Origin of the sequence: Acinetobacter portensis, from assembly GCF_010646905.1 — a bacterium.
GTDB lineage: Bacteria > Pseudomonadota > Gammaproteobacteria > Pseudomonadales > Moraxellaceae > Acinetobacter > Acinetobacter portensis.
This window is the reverse complement of the sequence record NZ_JAAARQ010000002.1, coordinates 1,410,972-1,437,842: the sequence shown is the minus strand read 5'-3', so window position 1 is coordinate 1,437,842 and position 26,871 is coordinate 1,410,972. Positions and strand designations below refer to the sequence as shown.

At 38.9% G+C, this 26,871-nt stretch carries 23 protein-coding genes, 2 tRNA genes and 3 rRNA genes; 12 read left to right on the top strand and 16 right to left on the bottom strand.

The genetic code is table 11. The features are described from left to right. Positions 1–367 precede the first annotated feature (367 nt). The 4 genes from GTK57_RS06865 (at position 368) to GTK57_RS06850 (ending at position 2,699) form a co-directional block, all read left to right on the top strand. The gene (locus GTK57_RS06865) at positions 368–727 is read left to right on the top strand and encodes a roadblock/LC7 domain-containing protein (RefSeq protein ID WP_152873761.1); all 360 of its coding nucleotides are present in this window, start codon (positions 368–370) and stop codon (positions 725–727) included. Between the two features lie 69 nt (positions 728–796). Next, positions 797–1,720, top strand: a complete 924-nt coding sequence (locus GTK57_RS06860; RefSeq protein WP_163122062.1) for a hypothetical protein — start codon at positions 797–799, stop codon at positions 1,718–1,720. 9 nt (positions 1,721–1,729) lie between these two features. Beyond that, positions 1,730–2,287, top strand: a complete 558-nt coding sequence (locus GTK57_RS06855) for a GTP-binding protein (RefSeq protein ID WP_152872855.1) — start codon at positions 1,730–1,732, stop codon at positions 2,285–2,287. Further along, positions 2,280–2,699 (top strand): roadblock/LC7 domain-containing protein, encoded by a 420-nt coding sequence (locus tag GTK57_RS06850; RefSeq protein WP_152872856.1) that lies wholly within the window; start codon positions 2,280–2,282, stop codon positions 2,697–2,699. The genes GTK57_RS06855 and GTK57_RS06850 overlap by 8 nt, the downstream gene beginning before the upstream one ends. Positions 2,700–2,830: 131 nt before the next feature. Here the strand turns inward: GTK57_RS06850 and rrf are convergent. From rrf to def, 8 genes are all read right to left on the bottom strand, one after another. Then, positions 2,831–2,945 (bottom strand): 5S ribosomal RNA (gene rrf, locus GTK57_RS06845). 165 nt (positions 2,946–3,110) lie between these two features. Beyond that, positions 3,111–6,006: ribosomal RNA gene (locus GTK57_RS06840) — 23S ribosomal RNA — on the bottom strand. Between the two features lie 422 nt (positions 6,007–6,428). Then, positions 6,429–6,504: transfer RNA gene (locus GTK57_RS06835), tRNA-Ala, on the bottom strand. A gap of 71 nt (positions 6,505–6,575) precedes the next feature. After that, positions 6,576–6,652, bottom strand: a tRNA-Ile gene (locus GTK57_RS06830). A gap of 61 nt (positions 6,653–6,713) precedes the next feature. Beyond that, a 16S ribosomal RNA gene (locus tag GTK57_RS06825) occupies positions 6,714–8,250 on the bottom strand. Together the 16S, 23S and 5S rRNA genes with 2 tRNA genes alongside form the textbook arrangement of a ribosomal RNA operon. Before the next feature lie 716 nt (positions 8,251–8,966). Then, the gene (locus GTK57_RS06820) at positions 8,967–11,048 is read right to left on the bottom strand and encodes a TonB-dependent copper receptor (RefSeq protein ID WP_163122059.1); all 2,082 of its coding nucleotides are present in this window, start codon (positions 11,046–11,048) and stop codon (positions 8,967–8,969) included. Between the two features lie 68 nt (positions 11,049–11,116). Beyond that, on the bottom strand, positions 11,117–11,545 hold the full coding sequence (locus tag GTK57_RS06815) for a DUF2946 family protein (protein ID WP_163122056.1): 429 nt from the start codon (positions 11,543–11,545) through the stop codon (positions 11,117–11,119). 84 nt (positions 11,546–11,629) lie between these two features. Next, positions 11,630–12,160, bottom strand: coding sequence for a peptide deformylase (gene def / locus GTK57_RS06810; RefSeq protein ID WP_163122053.1), 531 nt, complete (start codon positions 12,158–12,160; stop codon positions 11,630–11,632). A gap of 120 nt (positions 12,161–12,280) precedes the next feature. Between def and GTK57_RS06805 the strand changes: the two genes are divergently transcribed. The 3 genes from GTK57_RS06805 to GTK57_RS06795 are packed head-to-tail and all read left to right on the top strand — an operon-like array spanning position 12,281 to position 15,218. After that, positions 12,281–13,441, top strand: a complete 1,161-nt coding sequence (locus GTK57_RS06805) for a LysM peptidoglycan-binding domain-containing protein (RefSeq protein WP_163122050.1) — start codon at positions 12,281–12,283, stop codon at positions 13,439–13,441. A 10-nt stretch (positions 13,442–13,451) separates the two neighbouring features. After that, complete coding sequence (gene dprA / locus GTK57_RS06800) at positions 13,452–14,609, top strand: DNA-processing protein DprA (RefSeq protein ID WP_163122046.1); 1,158 nt, start codon at positions 13,452–13,454, stop codon at positions 14,607–14,609. 39 nt (positions 14,610–14,648) lie between these two features. Continuing rightward, complete coding sequence (locus GTK57_RS06795; RefSeq protein WP_152875850.1) at positions 14,649–15,218, top strand: L-threonylcarbamoyladenylate synthase; 570 nt, start codon at positions 14,649–14,651, stop codon at positions 15,216–15,218. A gap of 399 nt (positions 15,219–15,617) precedes the next feature. On the opposite strand, the gene GTK57_RS06790 is transcribed toward GTK57_RS06795, so the two are convergent. Next, on the bottom strand, positions 15,618–16,508 hold the full coding sequence (locus GTK57_RS06790; protein ID WP_163122043.1) for a DMT family transporter: 891 nt from the start codon (positions 16,506–16,508) through the stop codon (positions 15,618–15,620). Positions 16,509–16,657: 149 nt separating this feature from the next. Between GTK57_RS06790 and GTK57_RS06785 the strand changes: the two genes are divergently transcribed. Beyond that, a complete protein-coding gene (locus GTK57_RS06785; protein WP_163122040.1) occupies positions 16,658–17,407 on the top strand; it encodes a helix-turn-helix transcriptional regulator in 750 nt (249 codons plus the stop codon). Here GTK57_RS06785 and GTK57_RS06780 read toward each other — a convergent pair. Continuing rightward, on the bottom strand, positions 17,404–18,297 hold the full coding sequence (locus GTK57_RS06780; protein WP_163122037.1) for a DMT family transporter: 894 nt from the start codon (positions 18,295–18,297) through the stop codon (positions 17,404–17,406). The genes GTK57_RS06785 and GTK57_RS06780 overlap by 4 nt on opposite strands. Positions 18,298–18,545: 248 nt before the next feature. Here GTK57_RS06780 and GTK57_RS06775 point away from each other — a divergent pair, with 248 nt between their 5' ends. The 4 genes from GTK57_RS06775 to GTK57_RS06760 all read left to right on the top strand — a co-directional run bounded on the left by GTK57_RS06775 (position 18,546) and on the right by GTK57_RS06760 (position 20,898). After that, complete coding sequence (locus GTK57_RS06775) at positions 18,546–19,091, top strand: glutathione peroxidase (RefSeq protein WP_163124643.1); 546 nt, start codon at positions 18,546–18,548, stop codon at positions 19,089–19,091. Between the two features lie 210 nt (positions 19,092–19,301). Further along, positions 19,302–19,706, top strand: coding sequence for an RcnB family protein (locus tag GTK57_RS06770; protein WP_163122034.1), 405 nt, complete (start codon positions 19,302–19,304; stop codon positions 19,704–19,706). A gap of 136 nt (positions 19,707–19,842) precedes the next feature. Continuing rightward, positions 19,843–20,412 carry a hypothetical protein gene (locus tag GTK57_RS06765; RefSeq protein WP_163122031.1) on the top strand — a complete coding sequence of 190 codons (570 nt, stop codon included), beginning with the start codon at positions 19,843–19,845 and terminating at the stop codon, positions 20,410–20,412. A gap of 48 nt (positions 20,413–20,460) precedes the next feature. Then, positions 20,461–20,898, top strand: a complete 438-nt coding sequence (locus GTK57_RS06760) for an AAA family ATPase (RefSeq protein WP_163122027.1) — start codon at positions 20,461–20,463, stop codon at positions 20,896–20,898. 15 nt (positions 20,899–20,913) lie between these two features. On the opposite strand, the gene GTK57_RS06755 is transcribed toward GTK57_RS06760, so the two are convergent. From GTK57_RS06755 to GTK57_RS06730, 6 genes are all read right to left on the bottom strand, one after another. Next, positions 20,914–21,822, bottom strand: a complete 909-nt coding sequence (locus GTK57_RS06755) for a C40 family peptidase (protein ID WP_163122024.1) — start codon at positions 21,820–21,822, stop codon at positions 20,914–20,916. A gap of 96 nt (positions 21,823–21,918) precedes the next feature. Further along, positions 21,919–22,335, bottom strand: a complete 417-nt coding sequence (locus GTK57_RS06750; protein WP_152875392.1) for a F0F1 ATP synthase subunit epsilon — start codon at positions 22,333–22,335, stop codon at positions 21,919–21,921. Positions 22,336–22,362: 27 nt separating this feature from the next. Then, complete coding sequence (gene atpD, locus GTK57_RS06745) at positions 22,363–23,757, bottom strand: F0F1 ATP synthase subunit beta (protein ID WP_152875390.1); 1,395 nt, start codon at positions 23,755–23,757, stop codon at positions 22,363–22,365. 26 nt (positions 23,758–23,783) lie between these two features. Further along, complete coding sequence (gene atpG, locus GTK57_RS06740; RefSeq protein ID WP_152875388.1) at positions 23,784–24,653, bottom strand: F0F1 ATP synthase subunit gamma; 870 nt, start codon at positions 24,651–24,653, stop codon at positions 23,784–23,786. A gap of 90 nt (positions 24,654–24,743) precedes the next feature. Next, a complete protein-coding gene (atpA, locus tag GTK57_RS06735) occupies positions 24,744–26,288 on the bottom strand; it encodes a F0F1 ATP synthase subunit alpha (protein ID WP_163122022.1) in 1,545 nt (514 codons plus the stop codon). A 42-nt stretch (positions 26,289–26,330) separates the two neighbouring features. Beyond that, positions 26,331–26,867: a F0F1 ATP synthase subunit delta gene (locus GTK57_RS06730; RefSeq protein WP_152875385.1), complete on the bottom strand. Its 537-nt coding sequence runs from the start codon at positions 26,865–26,867 to the stop codon at positions 26,331–26,333. Positions 26,868–26,871 lie beyond the last annotated feature (4 nt).

Genomic DNA, 26,871 nt, shown 5'->3' with positions numbered 1-26,871 from the left:
TTACCATGAATTCCACTCAACTTGCTCGATTGAAATTTATACAAAATATTTTAGTCAATCATTCGTACATAAAATATAAAACCCAATAGCCTTATAATCACATATAAAACCAATTAATAATAAATTAATAAAATATGTATTACTTCGCATTTATATATTATAATTAAAAACTAATTATCATTATAAATAGCTTATTCTATTATTATTTATAATATAAAAATAAAAAATATAATTAACAATATTGTTTAAATATAAAACCATCAAAAACTTATTATTATTTATGATTTGATAACACCTTGAAAATAGTAGAGTATTAAGCTAGGTTTAAAAAATAAATAAACCTTTTATATATTTAACGGGGTAAAAAATGGCTAAAGTTTCATTAGATAATTTAACTGATATTGACGGTTTTGTTGCTGCTGCACTCGTAGATAGCGAAAGCGGTCTTGCATTGGCAACTCAGGGTAATGGCAGTATAGATTTAGAATATGCTTCTGCAGGTAATACCGAAGTTTTACGTGCAAAACGTAAAGTTGCAAATGCATTAAAATTAGATGACACAATCGAAGATATTTTAATTACATTAGGCAAGCAATATCACCTGATTCGCCCTTTAGTTTCTAACGAAGCATTGTTCTTATACCTTGTATTAGATCGTTCAAAGTCTAACTTAGCAATGGCTCGTCACGAATTAAAAGCTTTTGAAAAAGAATTAGATTTTTCTTAATTATAAAAAACGACCTTTCTAAACCTTTTAGGGAGGTCGTTCAAAATTAATAAAATTGCGAGTAATTATATGGGAAATAATATTTGTGTTGCGATCGTTGGTCTGAGCCTCAATACCACCAATCAACTTAAATCATTATTCCTTAATGCAGTAAATGATGGACTCAAAATCACATGGTCAAATATTTCAAATTCAGAATTAGACTTTGTAATATTAAATCAAAATTTTATAGATTCCCCTGCTGCAATTAATATAAAAGATAAGAACATTCTTATAATCACAATTCATCATGACAAAAATAAAGATAATACTATAGAAAATAACCAGCTTTATTTGCCATTTTCAAATTTAAATATGCTAAAAGAATGGATTTCACAACATATTAAATACGAAGAAAAAACAAATACTATTAATAGGGAAAATATTAATTTAATAGATACATTTAATACTATTTTCCATTCCAATCATTCAAATTTCTTTTTATGTCATATTAATAATGAACAAAATTTTGTTATTGATAGAAAAATGCATGAAATTTGGATATCAGATCATTTTGAATTTAATCATATTGAATCTTTAGCAATTGAAGCACTAGACTTTAATCAAGCAGTCAATTTTAGATCACAAACAAAGAAATATGATCTTAGCTTATGGCTATGGAATTACTTATGGTTAAATCTAAAACACGCACCAAATTCAAGTAAATCAACATGTTATAAACTAAAATATTGGCCACAACCAAATAAAAACATTCCTAAAGAAACCTTAAAAATCGCTTCTTGCTTACAGTATGGCGCAGAGATCGACACCATTACTAACCATTTAGAGATTGATCCAAAGCTTATTCATAAATTTATTTATATTGGTTTGGCATGTAACCTTCTCGAAAAAATTCACCCAAATGAAGTCAAATTCAAACTAAACAGTGAAGAAAATACATCTTCCACATTACGAAACTTTTTTAGCAAAATGCGAAAAAAACTGGGGATATAAGGACCGCTTTTGATTTTACATCCACACAAAATTGTCTTTGCTGGCTCTATGGGCGCTGGTAAATCTGCTGCAATACAATCACTATCTGATGTGCCTGTATTTACAACTGAAGCAATCAATACAGATCAAGACCGCCATAATAAAATGTTTACCACAGTCGGCATTGATTATGGAGAAATCACACTTGATGATGGCGTAAAAATTGGACTATATGGAACACCAGGACAACAACGCTTCGACTTTATTTGGTCAACCATCAGTCAAGGTGCTCTCGGCACAATTATTCTTATTGATCATACTGCCGATAACCCTTTAGAAGATTTAGATTTTTATTATGAAACCTTCAGAAAAACAAATAATAATCTAATTTTTGCAATTACCCATATTGATGAAAAATCTACGATACATACCTCTCAATATAGAGAATGGATTTCGCAACAAATACAAATGTATCCTCTCTACTTTATTGATGCCCGAAAATCAGAAGACATCCTTTTACTCATAGATACTCTTTTAAGCCAATCAGAAATCTCCCTTAGCCTCTCAGGTAACATGAATCATGCATGACCATTCACGAAAACCACCAGAGTCACTCATTCACTCATCACATCGTGCAATTTCAGATGTTTTACTTAATGTAAAAGGAATCGACTATATTCTATTGTGTACTGCAGATGGCTTTGAAATTAGCTCCGTACATAACAAGAATATTTATAATTCAAGCAAATTAGCAGCTGTAAGTAGCTCAATTGTCGCCATGATTTCTGCATTTATGCATGAAATTGATTTAAAAGGCTGCCAAAGTATCACCTTAGATGCTGAAAATGGCAAAGCCATATTAAATGCAATTCCTAATAAAAATTACCCAATGATTATGGTGGCTTTAACGAGCAAAGATATTTTATTGGGACAAGCTTTATTCTTTATAAAAAAATGTACGGAAGATATTGTCCTGTCAGATTCACACTATACAAACTAAATTTAAATCCCGATTTATTCGGGATTTTTTATGATGATTTTCTAATTTTAAGGCTCTAGCTATAATTTCTTATTTTTTAAGCATAAAAAAACACCCCCTGTCATAATACAGGGGGTGTTTTAGAATTAATGAGCTGGCGATGACTTACTCTCACATGGGTAACCCCACACTACCATCAGCGCTAAGAGGTTTCACTTCTGAGTTCGGGAAGGGATCAGGTGGTTCACTCTTGCTATTGTCGCCAGCACAACTGTTTATGCTTACTCGCTATGGTCTTAATTGCTTTCGCATGCCTAGCTTTCGTCAAATGAGTTATTAACAGATATTTGAGTTAAAGTTTAAGTTCTAGCGTTCACTAAATCAAGCATTTTGCTTTGAAATCTTTCGAAACAACAACTGTTTGGGTGTTGTATAGTCAAGCCTCACGAGCAATTAGTATTGGTCAGCTTCATGCATCACTGCACTTCCACATCCAACCTATCAACGTCGTAGTCTTCAACGGCTCTTTAGAGGACATAAAGTCCTTGGGAAATCTTATCTTGAGGTAGGCTTCCCGCTTAGATGCTTTCAGCGGTTATCCCTTCCGAACATAGCTACCCGGCGATGCGACTGGCGTCACAACCGGTACACCAGAGGTTCGTCCACTCTGGTCCTCTCGTACTAGGAGCAGATCCTCTCAAATTTCCAACGCCCACGGTAGATAGGGACCGAACTGTCTCACGACGTTCTAAACCCAGCTCGCGTACCTCTTTAAATGGCGAACAGCCATACCCTTGGGACCTGCTTCAGCCCCAGGATGAGATGAGCCGACATCGAGGTGCCAAACACCGCCGTCGATATGAACTCTTGGGCGGTATCAGCCTGTTATCCCCAGAGTACCTTTTATCCGTTGAGCGATGGCCCTTCCATACAGAACCACCGGATCACTAAGACCTACTTTCGTACCTGCTCGACTTGTGGGTCTCGCAGTTAAGCGCGCTTTTGCCTTTATACTCTACGCGTGATTTCCGACCACGCTGAGCGCACCTTCGTACTCCTCCGTTACTCTTTAGGAGGAGACCGCCCCAGTCAAACTACCCACCAGACATGGTCCTCGCTCCAGATTATGGAGCAGAGTTAGAACCTCAATATTACCAGGGTGGTATTTCAAGATTGGCTCCATCGCAACTAGCGTCACGACTTCAAAGCCTCCCACCTATCCTACACAAGTAAGATCAAAGTTCAATGTCAAGCTGCAGTAAAGGTTCACGGGGTCTTTCCGTCTAGCCGCGGGTACACCGCATCTTCACGGCGAATTCGATTTCACTGAGTCTCTGCTGGAGACAGCGCCCCCATCATTATGCCATTCGTGCAGGTCGGAACTTACCCGACAAGGAATTTCGCTACCTTAGGACCGTTATAGTTACGGCCGCCGTTTACTGGGGCTTCGATCAAGAGCTTCGCTTACGCTAACCCCATCAATTAACCTTCCAGCACCGGGCAGGCATCACACCCTATACGTCCACTTTCGTGTTTGCAGAGTGCTATGTTTTTAATAAACAGTTGCAGGGGCCTGGTTTCTGTGGCTGTCAACCGCTCAGGAAGTAAATTCCGTCACCGTCGACAGCGTACCTTCTCCCGAAGTTACGGTACCATTTTGCCTAGTTCCTTCAGCAGAGTTCTCTCAAGCGCTTTGGTCTACTCGACCTGACCACCTGTGTCGGTTTCGGGTACGATTCCTGTGTAACTGAAGCTTAGAGACTTTTCCTGGAAGTATAGTATCAGCCACTTCGCTAATAAATTAGCTTGCTATCAGTTCTCAGCATAGAGTACCCCGGATTTGCCTAAGATACATGCCTACAACCTTTCACCTGGACAACCAACGCCAGGCTGACTTAACTTTCTCCGTCCTCTCATCGCATTACACAGAAGTATTGGAATATTAACCAATTTCCCATCGACTACGCCTCTCGGCCTCGCCTTAGGGGTCGACTCACCCAGCCCCGATTAACGTTGGACTGGAACCCTTGGTCTTTCAGCGAGCGAGTTTTTCACTCGCTTTGTCGTTACTCACGTCAGCATTCGCACTTCTGATACCTCCAGCATACTTCTCAATACACCTTCATCGGCTTACAGAACGCTCCCCTACCACTTGCAATAAATTGCAAATCCGCAGCTTCGGCATGTAGTTTTAGCCCCGTTACATCTTCCGCGCAGGCCGACTCGACTAGTGAGCTATTACGCTTTCTTTAAAGGGTGGCTGCTTCTAAGCCAACCTCCTAGCTGTCTATGCCTTCCCACATCGTTTCCCACTTAACTACAATTTTGGGGCCTTAGCTGGCGGTCTGGATTGTTTTCCTCTTGACTACGGACGTTAGCACCCGCAGTCTGTCTCCCGGATAGTACTCATTGGTATTCGGAGTTTGCATCGGTTTGGTAAGTCGGGATGACCCCCTAGCCGAAACAGTGCTCTACCCCCAATGGTATTCGTCCGAGGCGCTACCTAAATAGCTTTCGGGGAGAACCAGCTATCACCAAGTTTGATTAGCCTTTCACCCCTATCCACAAGTCATCCCCTGGCTTTTCAACGACAGTGGGTTCGGTCCTCCAGTTAGTGTTACCCAACCTTCAACCTGCTCATGGATAGATCACCTGGTTTCGGGTCTATGCCCAGCAACTAATTCGCCCTATTAAGACTCGATTTCTCTACGGCTCCCCTATTCGGTTAACCTCGCTACTGAACATAAGTCGCTGACCCATTATACAAAAGGTACGCAGTCACCGGACGCAATGCCGGCTCCCACTGCTTGTATGCATGCGGTTTCAGGATCTATTTCACTCCCCTCACAGGGGTTCTTTTCGCCTTTCCCTCACGGTACTGGTTCACTATCGGTCAGTCAGGAGTATTTAGCCTTGGAGGATGGTCCCCCCATATTCAGACAAGGTTTCACGTGCCCCGCCCTACTCGTCATCATCATATAAGCCCTTTCGTGTACAGGACTATCACCTACTACGGTCGCACTTCCCAGAGCGTTCCACTAAAGCTTATATGACTTAATGGGCTGTTCCCCGTTCGCTCGCCGCTACTGAGGGAATCTCAATTGATTTCTTTTCCTAAGGGTACTGAGATGTTTCACTTCCCCTCGTTCGCCTCATACACCTATGTATTCAGTGTATGATACCTAGCTTATGCTAAGTGGGTTTCCCCATTCAGAAATCTCCGGATCACAGGATATTTGCCGCCTCCCCGGAGCTTATCGCAGGCTATTACGTCTTTCATCGCCTCTGACTGCCAAGGCATCCACCACATGCACTTAATTACTTGACTATACAACCCCAAACAGTCGTTAATCCCTACAAGGAGGATAACAACAGATTGTGTCTTTCAACACACTCATACAGTTTGTTGTCCGTAGATTTAACTACAGTACAGCTTCTATTAGATTCATATACCAAAACGCTTGATTCAGTTAATCGCTAGTTTCTCAGTTCTTCATTTCACTCAACAGTAACAAGTTACTGCTAAATTCAATTCAGTTCTGAGCCTTAAACAATTTATTTCAACTCAAATTAATCTGTTAATGATTGCTCTAGCCTTCGTCAGGTCTAGAAACTGTGATAAATCACAGAGATTACCAAGTCCGCGTATATTAACGCTTATACTTGTTAATCTCTATAAGCTATCTAGCTGTTTGTATGTTTCTTAGCTCATCTTACATTCATTTGACTACCAAGTAGTCAATGATGTGATGGTGGAGACTAGGAGAGTCGAACTCCTGACCTCCTGCGTGCAAAGCAGGCGCTCTACCAACTAAGCTAAGTCCCCAGCTTATCATTAGATTCAATGTATCTTTGCTTTCTGTTTGCTCAGTACTCTCATACTGCGTTAGTCAGATTTGGTGGGTCTGACAAGACTTGAACTTGTGACCCCACGCTTATCAAGCGTGTGCTCTAACCAACTGAGCTACAGACCCTCAGATACATCTTCATGAAGAACAACTTGTTGTGGATTCTTACCAATCGTCAATCTTTCGTTAAGGAGGTGATCCAGCCGCAGGTTCCCCTACGGCTACCTTGTTACGACTTCACCCCAGTCGTCGGCCACACCGTGGTAAGCGTCCTCCTTACGGTTAGACTACCTACTTCTGGTGCAACAAACTCCCATGGTGTGACGGGCGGTGTGTACAAGGCCCGGGAACGTATTCACCGCGGCATTCTGATCCGCGATTACTAGCGATTCCGACTTCACGCAGTCGAGTTGCAGACTGCGATCCGGACTACGATCGGCTTTTTGAGATTAGCATCCTCTCGCGAGGTAGCAACCCTTTGTACCGACCATTGTAGCACGTGTGTAGCCCTGGTCGTAAGGGCCATGATGACTTGACGTCGTCCCCGCCTTCCTCCAGTTTGTCACTGGCAGTATCCTTAAAGTTCCCACCCGAAGTGCTGGCAAATAAGGAAAAGGGTTGCGCTCGTTGCGGGACTTAACCCAACATCTCACGACACGAGCTGACGACAGCCATGCAGCACCTGTATGTAAGCTCCCGAAGGCACCAATCCATCTCTGGAAAGTTCTTACTATGTCAAGACCAGGTAAGGTTCTTCGCGTTGCATCGAATTAAACCACATGCTCCACCGCTTGTGCGGGCCCCCGTCAATTCATTTGAGTTTTAGTCTTGCGACCGTACTCCCCAGGCGGTCTACTTATCGCGTTAGCTGCGCCACTAAAGTCTCAAAGACCCCAACGGCTAGTAGACATCGTTTACGGCATGGACTACCAGGGTATCTAATCCTGTTTGCTCCCCATGCTTTCGTGCCTCAGTGTCAGTATTAGGCCAGATGGCTGCCTTCGCCATCGGTATTCCTCCAGATCTCTACGCATTTCACCGCTACACCTGGAATTCTACCATCCTCTCCCATACTCTAGTCTCCCAGTATCGAATGCAATTCCTAAGTTAAGCTCAGGGATTTCACATCCGACTTAAAAGACCACCTACGCACGCTTTACGCCCAGTAAATCCGATTAACGCTCGCACCCTCTGTATTACCGCGGCTGCTGGCACAGAGTTAGCCGGTGCTTATTCTGCGAGTAACGTCCACTATCCTAGAGTATTAATCTAAGTAGCCTCCTCCTCGCTTAAAGTGCTTTACAACCAAAAGGCCTTCTTCACACACGCGGCATGGCTGGATCAGGGTTCCCCCCATTGTCCAATATTCCCCACTGCTGCCTCCCGTAGGAGTCTGGGCCGTGTCTCAGTCCCAGTGTGGCGGATCATCCTCTCAGACCCGCTACAGATCGTCGCCTTGGTAGGCCTTTACCCCACCAACTAGCTAATCTGACTTAGGCTCATCTATTAGCGCAAGGTCCGAAGATCCCCTGCTTTCCCCCGTAGGGCGTATGCGGTATTAGCAGCCGTTTCCAACTGTTGTCCCCCACTAATAGGCAGATTCCTAAGCATTACTCACCCGTCCGCCGCTAAGTTAGGTAGCAAGCTACCTTTCCCCGCTCGACTTGCATGTGTTAAGCCTGCCGCCAGCGTTCAATCTGAGCCATGATCAAACTCTTCAGTTTAATATTGCTTAGTGCCTTAAAGGGCACCAATCTTGGCTCATCAATTTTCTGACAAATATTTCTCAAATAAACTTCGAGTAATTTCTACCATTCAATCAATGAAAATAATTTCGATCGATCAACCAGTAAAAATCCACACAAGTTGTTCTTCATAATCTCTTAATGATCTTCTTGCTACTTCGTCAGTAGCAAGCTAGGTCGGCTATATTACTCTCTATCTCTAGAAAGTCAACTAGTAATTTCAAATTATTTTAAACTTTCTTTCTAAAACCCAATCTTAACACTTCATGCTAAGTTACTGTTTTATCAGAAGTTTTAATCTTCATCACCGCCGATGGATGTGCATTCTACAGGATTTTTGATGGCTTGCAACACCTATTGAAAATATTTTATTTTGCATGTTTATTTTATAATCTATAAAACTCATAAATACATGAAATTTAAATATAATTTATTTTTAAATTAATTCATTATTATAGAATCAACAAATCAAAATAAACATAAGAACTTGTTTTATATATAATTATTAAAAACCAAAACCAATTCCTGTTTAAATAAAATTCAATTTTTGCTTCATTTACCAACAATGTGATGAATAAGCATTCAATATTCGTTTTTCATTCCATAAAAGACTTCAAATTATGAAGTTCATCCCTCTATAAAAAAAGCCACTACTAAATAAGTAATGGCTTTTTAAATCTAAAATTGCAATTTATTTAGAACTTCATACTCATGCGTGCCCAATAATTACGCCCTGTATTGTTAAATTGTTGAGTGGCAAAATCATCACCAAAGCCAGAGCTTCCCATTTTATTCAAATGCTCGGTATAGGTTTTATCTAACAAGTTATCTATACCAATAGATAAATCCACATCTTTCGTTAAGTTATAAGATCCATTAATAGACAAGGTCGTAAAGCCTGAACTTTTTTTCAGGTCATAACCTACGATATTACCCTCATTTAAACTTACTCGGTTTTGCCCATCCACAACACGCCATAACAAACCAATATTATATTTGTCTTGCACATAACGTAAGTTTACACGTGCTTCTAAAGGTGAAATTTGTGGTAAAGGTGTATTGTCTGTGGTGTTTTTACCCCAAGCATACATTGCGCTTACATCTGCCTGAATTGCATCTGTAAATTTATAGCCTATACCCGCTTCCGCACCAGCAATAACAGCATCGACATTGCGTGAATCTACCGTATTTTGCTTTCCAGAGCCCATACCCATTGAATGACCGTGTCCATGTCCACTGTTTTGTGATTTAGGATAAGTCATCAAAATATAATCTTTAATCATGCCTGTATAAGCAGAAGCCCAAGAATTAAAAGCTCCATGTACATGTTGATAGCCAAAATCAAGTTGTAAGGTTTTCTCAGTTTCTAACTTTTTAAAGGTATTGGCTGTTACACCATAATAATCTGTTTTAAATAACTCCCAATAATCTGGCACACGCTCTACATAGCCTAGACCAATATATGTTTTACCATCTTCATGTTCAGGATGTGTATTTTCAAAACGAATAAATGCACTAGGCAATGTTTCAGAACGGCTTTGCTGTGTTTTTAAAGCATCTACTTTAACTTGATCAATTCGCGCCCCTGCAACTACACGATTATCTCCTTCCAATTGATAAGTTAATTCACCAAAAGCGCCATATGATTGAAATTGCATATCAGACTTCAGTGGCATATCCATCGTATTCGATTTCATACCACCCGCATGTTTATTATGTTGAGAATCAACACCTGTAATAACTTGAAGTTTGTCCCATTCATGCGTCACAGCCAAACGCGTATTCAATGTACGGCGTGTTACCTGCATAGATGATGGATTATCAACCATTTCATGCATTGTCATATCATGCGTTTGAGGCACTTTTCTCAAACTATAGTTATCCATAATATGATCATTAAAACTATAGTTCACTTGTGCTTCAATTTTCTTAATGACATCAGTGACGTTTTTCTTTTCAAAACGCAAACCTAAGCTCTCACGAGCAAACTGAGATCCATCCATGCCACGACCTGCATAAACCACTTCACCATCGGCCTTCCCACCAGTAAGTTCTAGCCATGTGTTTTCATCAGGTGTCCAACCTAAAGCGACATCAGCATTCCAACGTTTCCAGTCAGATGGAACTGTATTTCCACTGCCATCCTTATAACTATCTGCAACTGAACGATTGGCATTTAAACGAACATACTTATGTTCATCGCCAATTGCTGTTTCAAGGTTATGATCCAAACGCCCAAATGACCCCATCAATACACTTGCTTGACCACGATAAGGCTTTTCAGAAGTCAACTTTTCAGGTGAACGTTCAAAAATAACCGTTGCAGCAGAACCTGTATTGGCATATTGAACGGTTTGTGGCCCTTTAATGACAGAAATTTGGTCATAACTTTCAGGTGAAATATAAGATGTAGGCGAATCCATACGACTTGGGCATGCACCTAAATTTTCCGTACCATCTGTCAAAATTTTAATGCGTGAACCAAACATGCCTCGAAATGTGACATCACCATTGGTTCCTGCACCACTATTTACAGAACTAAAACCTACAATACTTTGTAAGTAATCTGCACCATCTGTTGCAGGAATCGGTTGAATAGGCTGTTTTGGATCTGCTCGAACAATTAAGCCATTCGCATCGTTACCTGCTTGAGCAGTCACTGTAATTGGCGCAAGTTTTTTAGATTCACTTGAATCATTTGCCAATACAACTGGTGAATAACAAGCAACACAAATCGCAGCCGCAAGAGGCTGTAAAAAGAATTTTGGCTGAGCCATTTTTTTCTCACTTAAAACATAAATAAAACAAGGCTAGAGTCAGTAAAGACCCGAAATTAACGTTTGATTTATGCGAAAAGTGGCGGGGCTCGCCCTTGGGGGATAAGAAAAAGTCGTTGTAGAACAAACCAAACATGACTAAATGCCTGTTGGAATGCAATTAAGCGAACTTGAATACGATCAAATACTTCTTTTACATCTAACTCAGGTGGTAACACCAAATTTCCATACACAGTACAGTACTGACATTGATGATTTGCATCATGTTCATGTCCTGCATGTTCGGAATTTTTTTGATGTTCTGAATGTATAGAAGATTGATGTGAATGGGCACTGTGCGCTGAATATACCGTTGATGGTTTTAGCAAAAGTGCACGCGTAATGGTTTCACAGACCGGAGCAACTTGATATTGCTTCGGTAACAAAGGCTGTAAAAATACAGCGATCTGTAAAAATACTGCAAAAGCTGAAAACAGCAAGCCACTACGTAAGAGCAAAGGCAAATCCTAAAATTTGTCACAACTGAGTATAACAAAGCCCAATAAAAATTGGGCTTTGAGTTACAAACATTTGCTAATGAGTTAGCGTTTCACTGGAACATTTTCTTTTTGACGCTGACGAGCAGCTTTTTCAATTTTCTCACGCGCACGTTGGCGTTTAAGGGGAGATAAATAATCTACAAAAAGCTTGCCGTTTAAGTGATCCATTTCATGCTGAATACAAACAGCAAGAAGTTCATCTGCTTCTAACTCAAAAGCATTGCCCTCTAAATTTACAGCTTCAATTTTGACACGTGACGGACGTTCAACTTTGTCGTATATTTGAGGCACTGAAAGACAACCCTCTTCATAAGGTTGGGTATCTTCAGTTAATGGGGTAACTTTAGGGTTAATAAAAACCATGGGTTCATCTTTATTTTCAGATAAATCCATAACAATAAGCTGAATATGCTTGTCGACTTGCGTTGCAGCCAAGCCAATTCCTGGCGCTGCGTACATCGTTTCAAACATATCTGCAGCAAGCTGACGAATCTCGTCAGTAACTTCTTCGACTGGTTGTGCAATGGTACGAAGACGTGGGTCGGGAAAACTTAAAATAGGTAATAAGGCCATATTGCGTCCTCACTTATGCCATTGATCAAAAAACCAAAATGAAGGAATGCTTCATCGAAAAAATGTGTGTAAGATCGTTATTATAACGCAACTACATACATAATTTTAGGAATTATGATAATGAAAAAGGTTTTTAAAGACACATCTTATTTCAGTGTCTTGGGGTTAAAAAAACAGACGCTTGCACTTACTATTTGTGCAGGTCTAAGCATTGGTGTTGTAACGACAATTGAAGCATCAACACCGACACGTAATATCAATCCACCAGCATTAAAAGCCAACGCACCTAATGTTTATGTTGTAAAAAAGGGCGATACGCTTTGGGATATTTCAAAGAAATTTCTTAAAAATCCGTACCGTTGGCGCGAAATTTGGGCAAGTAATAAATACATTAAAAACCCACATTGGATCTTCCCTGGCGATCGCTTACTTATGTGTACCTATAATAATCGCCCAATTATTGGTAAAGATGAGGGTGATGGCTGTGACGGCATTATCCGTCGCTATGGCAATGGCACCGTTACTCTTCAACCTCAAGTTCGTATTGAGTCTTTGAATAACACGATTCCTGTCATTCCACTAGATAGAATTAAAAATTGGCTAGAGCGCTCAAGTGTCGTAGCTGCTGATTCCGTTAAAAACACACCATATATCGTTGGAGCAAAAGATCAGCGTGTCTTAGCGGCTAAAGGACAAAGTGTTTATGTTCGCGGAAATGGCTTGGAAATAGGGCAACAATACGGTGTTTACCGAGAAAATGATCCTTACATCATGCTTGATGCTAACGGTAAAAAATATAATGCTGGTTTAGAAATTGTTCAAGTTGCATCGGGAATTGCGACCAAACAAACAGGCGATCTCACTACATTAGAAATTACAGATTCTTATAACTCGGAAATCCGTCGTGGTTATTTCGTAATGCTAGAAGAAGATGCAATGTTACCAACACTGTTTTATCCAGTGAATGCGGATGAAGTCATTGCTGGCGGTAAAATTATTCGAATTCAAGGCTCAATTGGTGCTGCTGCAGTAAGAAGTGTTGTAAGCATTGACCGCGGAACAAACCAAGGCGTTAAAACAGGTCATGTATTTAGCGTAAACGAACTGGGTCAAACTGTTAAAGATCCTGTTACTCATGAGACACTGCAATTACCATCAGAAAACGTAGGTAGCATTATGGTATTCAAAACATTTGAAAATTTGAGTTATGCCTATGTTCTTGAAAGTGACCTACCTATAAATATTGGTTCCTTACTTACACCACCAATCATGAATGACTAGTTGAACGAAGATGTTGAATCATTTATCACAAACTCAGATCGAAACAATTGCGGTGTGGTATGTGGTTCAACATTCACTTTCTAGTTATTACAAAATAAAAGCACATTTTAAAAACTTAGAAGACTCACTAAAGCCAGAAAGCCTAATTGCTTGGAAGAATTTAAACCTCCATAAAAACCATATTCAACGTTTAGAAAAATTTCATACCCAAGAAGGTCAAACTGAGTTTCAACATTTACTTCAACATATTAAGCAATCTTCGGATTTTGTTATTACAGAAGCAGATTCATGCTATCCAACCCAACTTTTACCCTATAGCGATAGACCTCCTATTATTTTTGGGCAAGGCAATGAGCAAATTCTTCTACAACCACAAATTGCAATTGTAGGAAGTCGAAAATCTAGCCCTCATGGTCGACAAGTAGCGTATAACTTTGCCTATTATTTAAGTGAAAAAGGTTTTTATATTAATAGTGGTTTAGCGCAAGGAATAGATGAAGCTGCTCATCAAGGTGGGATCAAAAACCATCGAACTATTGCCGTAATGGGAACAGGTTTAGACATAACCTACCCATCTCAAAACCAAGCATTAAGACAAGAAATTATAAATCACCATGGTGCAGTCATTACCGAGTTTTTACCGACAACGAAGCCCTTGCAACAGCATTTCCCTCGAAGAAACCGAATTGTAAGCGGTTTAAGCTTAGGTATCATTGTTGCTGAGGCTAGTCTAGAAAGTGGTTCACTCATCACCGCTAAACTTGCAGCAGATCAGGGTAAATTAATATTTGCGATTCCTGGACATATTTATAGTGAACACCATCAAGGATGCCATCAACTTATTCGTGAAGGTGCAATTTTAATTGATCATCCTGAACAAGCAATTGAAGACTTAGCACTTCCAACGCAATGGCACAGCCAACAAAATTCTGAGCAAAATAACTCAACAGAATTAAGTGAAAAAGATTCTAATCAATCCTTAGATATTCCAAACTATCTCATTCCTCTTTATAAGCAACTCGATTGGGTTGGACAAAATATTGATCAGCTTGCAACAACTCTTCAACTTGATATTGCGACATTAACTGGTCATTTGATGGAACTAGAGTTAAGTGGTCTATGTATGCAACAATTAGGTTTATATGTGCGTTGTCGTTCCAATAAATAAGGTTCACAATAACCCTTTATTTTTTAAAGGTTCCCTCCCATGATCACCACCTCTGTTACAGAAGCCGCGAATTGCCTTAAACAAGGACAAGTGCTTGCCTATCCTACAGAGGCTGTTTGGGGTTTAGGCTGTGATCCACATAATGAGAAAGCCTTTCAGGAAATATTACGCTTAAAGCAGCGTCCTATTGAAAAAGGTGTGATTTTATTAGCAGGGCAAATTTCACAAGTCGAACATTTATTAAAAAATCTAAGTCCTGAAATACGAAATCAGATTATTGATTCTTGGAGTAATCGTAGTTCATCGGAACGTGCAACAACTTGGCTCCTACCAGCTACAGAAGATATTCCAACATGGATTAAAGGCAATCATCCCAAAGTTGCTGTTCGTGTAACAACCCACCCTTTGTGTATTGCTTTATGTAATGCATTTAATGGCTATATTGTGTCGACAAGTGCAAATACAGCAGGATTAGAACCTGCTCGCTCATTACAAGATGCAACGCATTACTTTAAAAATGAATTAAATTATTTGAACGGTGATTTAGGATTAAGCCGTGAACCAAGCAAAATTATAGATGCAGAAACAGGCGATATTATTCGCGCTTAAAAAACACCAAAAAAAGTGGAAAACATTTTCATAATATTTAGACAAAAAAAAGCTCAACCATATAGGGATGGCTGAGCATAAAAAAGGATGTGTAATCACATCCAGAGGGTCTTGCAAATCTCTGGCTTCACAATAAGCATGTTTTAAAACATAGGCTTAATTGCTTAACTGATGCTATTATTCATTAATCTTTTTTCAATGAGAAATAGAATTAAGGTATCTATTTATATAAAAAATATATTAATTAGGTGGTAAAATAATCATAATTCAAATTATGTTGCTATTTTATTGAGCATTTTTAAAAATTTGCTTTTTTATTCATCACTTAAAAATTAAATACATTAAACAAAAATAATACCTACATCATGTTTGTTTGATTGTTTTTTAATCAATTTAAAGTCATGAAGTCTTCTTTTGAGCAAGTAAAATTCCAACAATAATGATCACACCACCTATAGTGTGATAAATCGTCCACTCTTCTTTCAACCAGAAATATGCAATGAATGCAGTAAAAACTGGCATTAAATTCATAAAAACACTGGTTCTGTTGGGTCCATTTTGCTGAATAGATAACATCCAGATTAATGGTGCAATAAGAGAAGGAAAAATACCTGCGTATAAAACACTGACTGCATTTTCAGGGCGAATGGCGTCTAAACCAAACCAAAGTAAAAATGGTAAGTGATAAATTAATGCAAAAATAATTTGAACATACAAACTTAACATTAGCGGGATTTGTAATTTCCATTTTTTCAGAAACACGCCATAAAAAGCATAGAAAAATACAGCGGCAATCATAAGCAAATCACCAACATGACCACCCAAATTCACCAAGCTTGTAATATCACCCTGCGCAATCACAAAAATCAAACCACTAAACGAAAGCACACCACCAATCACAGCATATTTATTTGGATATTCTTTTAAAATAACCATAGACACAAAAATGGTAAAAATTGGAATAAATGCGTTAATAATCCCCATATTTGTTGCACTTGTATAATGTGCTGCCGCATATGATATGCCTTGATAAAGCACCATTCCAAAAGCAGATAAGACTGCAAGCTTGGCTAAATTAGGTTGAATCAAATGCCATTCTCGAATGACTTTCATCAACATAAAGGGTGTCAAAATAAGAAATGCGACAAACCAACGATAAAAACTAATACTCACAGGGGAAATATAATCTGCAACATAGCGTGTCACCGCAACATTTAACGCCCAAATAAATACGGCAATAAGTGGCAAAAGGACTGCCCACCAATGGGTTATTTTTGTTTGCTGATTCATAAATACTTCGTGGCTTTAAGATGTGTGATTATTGTGCAAAAAGTCTGAAACAATTGAAATACTGATTTTCAGACATTTGTATCGTATAGTCGACATACTTCCAATATTCTTCTTTTCATTCTTGTTTTCTTTTTCTGTGAGTATTCAATATGCTTGAACTTGAAAAATACATCGATGTAGAGGGTTTTTTCTATGAAAAAGATGATGTTGTTAGTCCACATGCATCTATTTGGGGAGATTTTAATTTTTGCCTAAACGGTATTTTAGAATATGAAATAGAGGGGAATATTCAACTATCTCCACCCAGTTATGGTATTTGGATTCCGCCACAAATCACACATCATTGTCATGAAGTTGAACAGACAAAAACGCATTATGTTGGCATTCGTATTCATCCAGAATTATGTAAAGACTTTTCATCACATGCTGAAATTTTAGGGGTAAGTCCATTTTTTAGAATTCTGATTGAAGAAATTTTGCAATTCAAATCTAAAGACAAAAAATCGCAAACTTATCGTCATTTATTACAGGTTTTATTGGATCAGCTTGTTCATGCACCGAAGTATCATCATTATCTTCCACAAAGCCACAACCCTGTTTTAAAAGATATTTTAGAAAACTTAGCCAAACCTAAAAATTTTACATGCAGTCTTCAACAAGTCATTTCCCACGCATCAATCACAGAACGGCATTTATTGCGTTTGTGCCAACAAGAACTCAACATGAGTATTTCTGAATGGCGTAATCGTGCCAAAATTTTGTACGCCATTACTCAATTAAGACAGGGCGAATCGATCAAAAAAGTGGGGTATGATTTAGGCTATAATCATAGTTCGAGCTTTATCGAATTTTTTAAGCGTTATACCAACCAAACACCAAGCCAAATTAAAACTTCTTAAGCTTTTTTCTGTGCCAAAACTACTCCAAAAATTGCCATAATTGTGCCAATTGAATGGTAATACATCCATTGTTCATTCAAGTAAATATAGGCAATGACCGCAGTAATAATTGGACCAAAATTGGTGAACATACTTGAACGATTTGGCCCTAAAGTTTGCATGGCTTTCATCCACATAAATGGTGCAACAATGGAGGGTAACAAGGCAGCGTAAAGTACAGGAAAAGCATTACTCGCATTAATGGTTTGCAAGCCAACTACGCATAATAATGGAAGATGAATCAATAGACCTAAAGCAGTTTGAACAAACAAACTTGCCCCCAAACTTATTGGAAGTTTCCAGTGTCTAAGCAATACGCCATATAAAGCATAAGACACAACAGCCACAATCATAAGTCCATCTCCAAAGTGAAACCCACCTTGGAAAATACCTGTAAAAGACCCACGACCAATTAAGAAAAATAAACCTATAATTGAAATAATACTGCCAATAACACCATAAATTGTCGGCTTTTCAGCAAGCACGATTAAGCTAACAAATATCGTAAAAATTGGAATAAAAGCATTAATAATGCTCATATTGGTCGCTGTGGTGGTATGCCCTGCCGTATAAGACAAACATTGATACACAACCATCGCTAACAATGATAAAAGCGTTAGTTTTCCAATATTCTTTAATATAATTTGATGTTCTAAAATTAATTTTTTATACACAAATGGAAAAATCAAAACAAGGGCAATAACTAACCGCCAAAAACTAATACTAATAGGTTCAATAACAGAGGCAGCATAACGTGTGACCACCATATTAGTGCCCCAAATCACCACAGGCACCATTGGAATGGCATAAATCCATAGTGATGTTTTTTCAGTTTCCACTTGCTGTGACATATTCGAATTCATTGAAAAGCGATGTTTAATTGTACTGAATTTAGTTTCAAAATATTAATAGAATATTCAATCATTTATCTAATAAAAAGTGCTGATTAATTCAGTTTTAAATCTTTAAAAACAATGATTGAGTCTTTTTATTCATTTTGCTTTAAATGTACAAATTTACCTCACAATCTACTTTAAATTCGCTTGCTCGAAAGCAAATTTAAAGCTACAACATTTGAGTTAATATTATTAGAGAAATAATCATGGCTTCTGTATACAACATTCCCCTAAAAAGCATTCAAGGTGAAGAGATCAGCCTTAACCAATATGAAGGCAAAGTTTTACTTCTTGTTAATGTTGCATCGAAATGTGGTTTAACACCGCAATATGAAGGCTTAGAAAAGCTTTATACGGAAAAGAAAAGTGCAGGATTAGAAATTTTAGGTTTCCCTGCAAATAACTTTTTAGAACAAGAACCTGGTTCAGATGAAGAAATTCAAGATTTTTGCTCGGTAAACTACAAAGTAGACTTCCCTCTTTTTTCAAAAATTTCAGTTGCAGGTACAGATAAACACCCACTTTATCAAACTTTGACTCAAGCTATTCCTGAACGTATTGGTGAAGGTCCTTGGTGGAAAGATCTTGTAGATTATGGTCTTACTCCAAATGAACCACCTGAAGTTTTATGGAATTTTGAGAAATTCCTTGTATCTAAAACAGGTGAAGTTGTTGCTCGTTTTGCACCAGATATTACTGCCGATGATGCACGTATCGTTGATGCGATTAATGCTGAACTCGCGAAGTAATTTGTAACAGTAATGTAAGCATGTTTTACAACGCGACATGCTTGCATTTATCTATAAATAACAACAACTTAAACTCAAAAACAAACCATTTAAAAACTTCACAATTCACACATTATTTTAATATTTGAATAACAAATACTTCACTATCTATCAAACACTTAGACCTAAGATAAATTCATAAACAAAGATGACATCGTCTATAGGTGAAGCATGAACACTCTCGTTAAAGTACTTGTATTCTCAATATCTACTGCTTTAGTTGCTGCACCTGCAATGGCTGCACCGCAAGATCATCAACCCAACAAAGCTCAAACTCAGTTTCAGCACAATAAAGCACCTGCTCCACAAAATCATCAGGCTCAAATGAATAAGCATTCTGCACAGCCTTTACAACAACATAAGCCTGTTGCCCAAAAAGCTGTAAAACCATCGCATGATTGGAGAGCAGGTCAAAAAGTTCCAAGTCAATTCCGTGGTCAACGCTATAATGTAGATCATATGAAGCATAGAAAATTGACCAAACCTGCTAAAAATGAGCAATGGATTAAGGTAAATAATGACTATGTTTTAACAAATGTGATTAGTCATATTATTCTTAAAGTAATTACTGGTTAATTTTGGAATATCTAAAAAAAAGAGCATCTTTATGCTCTTTTTTATGAAAAGAAATGTAACTCCTTTACAAAAGTCTATTTTTAATCCACATTCCACCTTTATATTCAAATTATATTTTATAAAAGCTGTCACTATTATGAAAAAAATTCTTCAAGGTGTATTACTTCCATTTGCTATTTTTAGTGCGGGCATTCTTTTAATTGGTTGTGAGCAAAATCAATCCCCCGAAACAACGACTGAACACAATACAACAGAGCTATCACAAGATTTAAATTCGAGTAGCGAAGTACATGAAAATTTAAAAAGTGGCAATGTTTTTTACGTTGTTCGTGATGTTGCAGATATGCAAATGAAAGCAGGAACTTATATTGAGCAGTTAAAACAAACCCAAACTAGCTTAGAAAATGCGGTCAATACGAAAGATCATCAACAATTACAAGCAACCGCCACTCAGTTACACACTCAGCTGAAAGAATTGAATCAGGTTTTAGAATCTCTTAATTTAAAAAGTCACGAAGTGGATAATATTCGTGCAAATATTTTATCTGCCAATGAAAAAGTATTAAGTACGCCTTTTTTAAATGGTGATGTCGATTTATCTAAAATTGATTTAACTCAAATTGAACAACAAATGGGTAGCGTTCAAAATGAAATGATCAAATTAGCAAGCATGATCATGTCTTCTGATGAGAAAAAGTCATCTTAATGTTTTTAAATCATCATATTTTTCTATTTCTTTGATTGAGCCAACACCATGCAAGTGATTATTTTTACAGGTGTTCAAGCTTCGGGTAAGTCGAGTTTTTATTTACTAAATTTAGCGCATAGTCATTTGCGTATTAATTTAGATATGTTGAAAACTCGGCATAGAGAAAATATGATTTTTGAAGCATGTTTAGCGTCTAAAACTAAAATGGTGATTGATAACACCAACCCGACCAAAGCAGACCGTGCACGTTATATTCAACGCGCTAAAGATGCAGGTTTTGAAGTCATTTCTTATTATTTTGAAACAGACTTAAAAAGTACGTTTGAGCGTAATAGTTACCGTGAAGGTAAAGCCAATATTCCTGAAGTGGGTGTTCGAGCAACCTATAAGAAATTTGAAATACCCAGTTTAGATGAAGGCTTTGATGAAATTTTTAAGGTGAAGATTGTTGGAAATGGGGAGTTCTTAGTTAGTTTAAATTAAGAACTCTCCTTAAAATTATTTTTTGTATTTAGTCATTATTTCCATCATTCGTTGCATACCTTCAAACTGTAGACTCAATAACTCTTCTACGCCCGATATAGACTCTGCCATTGAGGGTATTGGACGCTCTCCGAATTGAGCATCCTTATCAAACCAAAATTTCAACTGCCTATTTTTTAAACCACCCTTTATCAAATCTAATGCTTCTAGGCTTTTAGTTGATCCATTTTTTTGAGCTTCAGTTAAAGCTGTTCCAAATGTGAACTCTCTAGATTTTGATAAGTACAATCTTTTTTTAAGACGGAGATCCATGTGTAAAGTATGCATTTCCAAACTAAATTTATAATCATCTAAATCGGGTAGATTAAAAATTTCTTTATAGCTATCTGTAACTATCATCCAATCACTTTCAGTACATATACCATCTGCCAGACGATCTAAATCACAAGGGAACAGTTTTCTAATAGTAGTTGGTTGAATATCTATTCCCAAAGATAAATAGATTTTATGCGCCAATTCAGAACAGAATGAACTTTCACTTTCTACAAACTTAACATCTTTAGATTTATATACCTCAGTACTGTAGCTCTGAGCATAAAATTGGAGTGTATTTTTTAATACTAAATCCGAATCCATTTTGGCTAGTTTATTATTTCTAATTACTCTCCAATTAGCTTTGCAATTTTCCAACTCTAAGAATAGGGGTGAAAGATGCACTCCTTTACTACCAGTTGCATGTATAACAATTCCATCCCCTATATGAATCATTACATGACTACTGCATGCTTTCAGATAAAATAGTTTTTGTGCCGCAATTAGTTTTGGAGATACCTTATTACATCCTTCTACTAAAATTATGTCTCCGATTTTTAAATCAGATAGAGCATTTTTATAAATATCATCATTCTCATTATTCATAACCATTTAATTCAAACCAATCATTTTATTTTTCATCAATATACCTCTTCCATAAAAAAACCACCCTTTCGGGTGGTTTTTTCAATCTCAAACCGTCTCTTATTAAGCGCGGTTTTTGATTTTGCGGATCGTTTCCAACTGAGCAGCAGTTTCTGCAAGAGCAGCCAAAGCAGCAGCAGCGTCCAAATCGCTCTTTTGATTCGCTAACAAGTTTTCAGCATTTTTACGTGCTTCAAGAATTGCAGCTTCATCTAAGTTGTCGGCACGAATTGCAGAATCTGCAAGAATCGTAACAACGTGCGGTTGAACTTCAAGAACACCACCCGATACATAGATTAACTCTTCTGTACCGTTTTCCAACAGAACGCGAATCGCGCCCGGTTGAAGCAAAGTTACTAACGGAGCATGTCCAGGCATAATACCTAACTCACCGCCAGCACCTTTAGCAATTAGCATAGTTACAGTGCCAGAGTACAAAGACTCTTTTACACTTACAACATCACATTGCATAGTCGCCATGAGAATCTCCTAAATTAGAGTAGCTAATTAAAGTTTCTCGGCTTTAGCAATAACTTCGTCAATACCACCAACCATATAGAACGCTTGTTCTGGAATGTGGTCGTATTCACCAGCTAGAAGACCTTTAAAGCCACGAATCGTTTCTTTAAGAGATACTAATTTACCAGGCGCGCCAGTAAATACTTCAGCTACGTGGAACGGTTGAGAGAAGAAACGTTGGATTTTACGCGCACGGTAAACAACCAATTTATCTTCTTCTGCAAGCTCATCCATACCAAGAATTGCGATAATGTCTTTCAATTCTTTGTAACGTTGTAAAACGTTTTGAACTGAACGAGCAATTTCGTAATGCTCAGTACCAACTACTAATGGATCAAGTTGGCGTGAAGTTGAGTCAAGTGGATCGATCGCTGGGTAAATACCAGAAGATGCGATGTCACGGCTCAATACAACAGTCGCGTCTAAGTGAGCGAATGTAGTAGCAGGCGATGGATCTGTTAAGTCATCGGCAGGTACGTATACCGCTTGAATTGACGTAATAGAACCAGACTTAGTAGATGTAATACGTTCTTGAAGAACACCCATCTCTTCTGCAAGAGTTGGCTGGTAACCTACTGCAGATGGCATACGACCTAGAAGTGCAGACACTTCGGTACCAGCCAATGTGTAACGGTAAATGTTGTCAACAAACAACAATACGTCACGGCCTTTACCGTTTTCGTCTTTCTCATCACGGAAGTATTCAGCCATAGTCAAACCAGTTAACGCTACGCGTAAACGGTTTCCTGGTGGCTCATTCATCTGACCGTAGACCATTGCTACTTTGTCTAGAACGTTAGAATCTTTCATTTCGTGATAGAAGTCATTACCTTCACGAGTACGCTCACCAACACCAGCAAACACAGATAAACCTGAGTGAGCTTTAGCGATGTTGTTGATCAATTCCATCATGTTTACAGTTTTACCAACGCCGGCACCACCGAACAGACCAACTTTACCACCTTTAGCAAACGGGCAAAGTAAATCAATTACTTTAATACCAGTTTCTAAAAGGTCAGTAGAAGCCGCTTGTTCAGCATAAGAAGGTGCTGCGCGGTGAATCGGTAAACGTGCTTCTGTCGCAACAGGACCAGCTTCGTCGATTGGGCGACCAAGAACATCCATGATACGACCCAAACATGCTGTACCTACAGGTACAGAGATTGGAGCACCAGTGTTAACTACGTTCAAACCACGCTTAAGGCCTTCAGTAGAACCCATTGCAATAGTACGAACTACGCCATCACCAAGTTGTTGCTGAACTTCTAAAGTAGTTTCAGTACCATCTACTTGGAGAGCGTCATAGATCTTAGGAACGCTGTTGCGTTCAAACTCGACGTCGATTACCGCGCCGATGATCTGAATGATACGACCGCTATTCATTGCTGTCTCCTCAATTCAAAATAATGTTAAACGGCAGCGGCACCACCAACGATCTCAGAAATTTCCTGAGTAATCGCGGCTTGACGCAGCTTGTTATAAATAAGTTGTAGGCTCTTAATGATGTCGCCTGCGTTGTCAGTTGCAGCTTTCATTGCAACCATACGAGCAGACTGCTCACATGCGATGTTTTCAATCACACCTTGGTAAACTACAGACTCAATGTAACGAACCAATAAGCCATTTAAAAGCTCTTCAGCTTCTGGCTCATAGATATAATCCCAACCGTATTGACGGTTAAGAGACTCGTCACCTTCAGCAGCAGCTAAAGGAACAAGTTGTTCGATTTTTTGATTTTGAGTCATGGCATTTACAAAGCCGTTTGATACTAGATAAATACGATCTAACTCGCCTTTATCATAAGCATCTAACATCACCTGCACAGAACCAGTTAACTGTTCAAGACTTGGTGCATCGCCTACATTCGTAGTCGCACCAAGAACTTTACCGCCGTAGTTTTTAAAAAACGAAACCGCTTTTTGACCAATTAAAGCAAATTGAACTTCAATTGACTGCTCTTGTTGTTGCTGTACATGCTTAACAACTTTCTTGAACAAGTTAATGTTCAAGCCACCTGCCAAACCACGATCTGAAGAAACAACGATATAGCCAACGCGCTTTACAGGACGTTCAACCATATAACGGTGTTTGTATTCAGGATTCGCTTGTACCAAATGAGCAATTACACGGTGCATATTTTCGGCATACGGACGGCCTTGAGCCATGCGCTCTTGCGCACGACGCATCTTAGAAGCTGCTACCATCTGCATCGCGCGAGTAATCTTTTGCGTGCTTTTGATACTAGCTACTTTGGCGCGAATTTCTTTTAAATTTGCCATACGCTTAACCTAGTATTCGAAGGCCCTTGCGAGCCTCCGAAGGTTGATTCCGTGAACCAAACCAACACTAAATTTCAAACCAGTTGAAACTTAGTAAGTTTGAGTCGCTTTAAAGCTTTCAATACCTGCTTTGAATGCTGCTTCGATTTCTTTATCCCAAGCACCAGACTCGTCAATTTTTTGCATTAACGCAGCATTTTCTGAACGGAAGTAAGAAACAAGTGCAGCATCAAAGTCTACAATTTTCTTAACTTCAACGTCAGTCATATAACCTTCGTTAGATGCATAAATTGAAACAGCTTGGTCAGCGATTGAATATGGAGCATATTGTTTTTGCTTCATTAATTCAGTTACGCGTTGACCGTGTTCTAATTGCTTACGAGTTGCTTCATCAAGGTCAGAAGCAAACTGTGCGAACGCCGCTAATTCACGATATTGAGCCAAAGCGGTACGGATACCACCAGACAATTTTTTGATGATCTTAGTTTGCGCAGAACCACCAACACGAGATACAGAGATACCCGCGTTCACAGCAGGACGAATACCTGAGTTGAACAATGATGTTTCTAGGAAGATCTGACCATCAGTAATCGAAATTACGTTCGTTGGTACGAATGCAGATACGTCACCCGCTTGAGTTTCAATAATCGGCAATGCAGTTAATGAACCAGTTTGGCCTTTAACTTCACCGTTAGTGAATTTCTCAACGTAGTCAGCAGATACACGAGAAGCACGTTCAAGTAGACGTGAATGTAGATAGAACACGTCACCTGGATACGCTTCACGACCTGGTGGACGGCGTAAAAGCAATGAAATTTGACGATACGCAACAGCTTGCTTAGACAAGTCATCATAAATGATAAGCGCGTCTTCACCACGGTCACGGAAGTATTCACCCATTGTACAGCCAGAGTACGGAGCAAGATAAAGCATTGCTGCTGGATCTGATGCACCTGCTGCTACAACAGTTGTATACGCCATAGCGCCAGTTTCTTCTAGCTTGCGTACAACGTTAGCGATAGTCGATTGTTTTTGACCAATTGCTACGTATACACATTTAATGCCAGAGTTTTTCTGAGCGATGATCGCATCGATCGCCATTGCTGTTTTACCAGTTTGACGGTCACCAATGATCAACTCACGTTGACCACGGCCTACAGGGATCATTGTATCTACTGATTTATAACCAGTTTGTACAGGCTCATCCACTGATTGACGCCAAATTACGCCTGGTGCTACTTTTTCAACAGCATCAGTTAATTTAGCATCAATTGGGCCTTTAGCATCAATTGGGTTACCCAAAGCATCTACTACACGGCCTAAAAGTTCTGGACCAACCGGAACTTCTAATACACGACCTGTGCAACGAGCTTTTTGACCTTCTTGAAGGCTTAAGTAGTTACCTAAAACAACGACGCCCACTGAATCCTGTTCTAGGTTCAGTGCCATACCAAAAAGGCCGCCGTCGAATTCGATCATCTCACCGTACATTGCATCAGCAAGACCGTGAATACGCACAATACCGTCGGAAACCATAACAATGGTCCCTTCGTTCTTAGCGGTTGCGCTGGTGTCCAGATCGCCGATACGCTGTTTAATGAGCGCACTGATCTCGGATGGATTCAGTTGTTGCATTGCGCTATACCTCAATCTTTTTAAAGTTCAGTCTTCAAGCAATTAAGCAAGAAGACGAGTCCGCATTTTTTCAAGCTTGTTAAGCGCAGAATCATCTATCACTTGGTCGCCTGCACGAATAACTACACCAGCAATTAACTCTGGTTTAACTTCTACAGAAACGCTTACTGCTGCTTCGAATTTTTTCTCTAATGCATGTGCAAGTAATTGTTCTTGTACAGAAGTTAATGGGAATGCTGATTCAATCACAACATCCACAGTATTGTTATTCTGTGATTTGAGCTGTTCGTATTCTGCTGCAATTTCAGGTAGAAGTGATAAACGGCCGTTTTCGGCAAGCAATGTCAAAAAGTTTGACACTGCAGCGTTTTGTTCTTCACCTAAAACTTTAGCAATCACACTCACCTGCTCAGCAGGAGTAAGCTCAGGGCGATTTAAGAAAGCTGAAAATGCTTCGTCTTGCACCGCAGCACTGAGCAATTCAAGTGCTTTTGACCAAGAGTCAGTTGCACTTTGCTCAGAAGCGTACGCAAATGCTGCTTTAGCGTATGGGCGTGCCAACGTCAAGAGTTCAGCCATAATC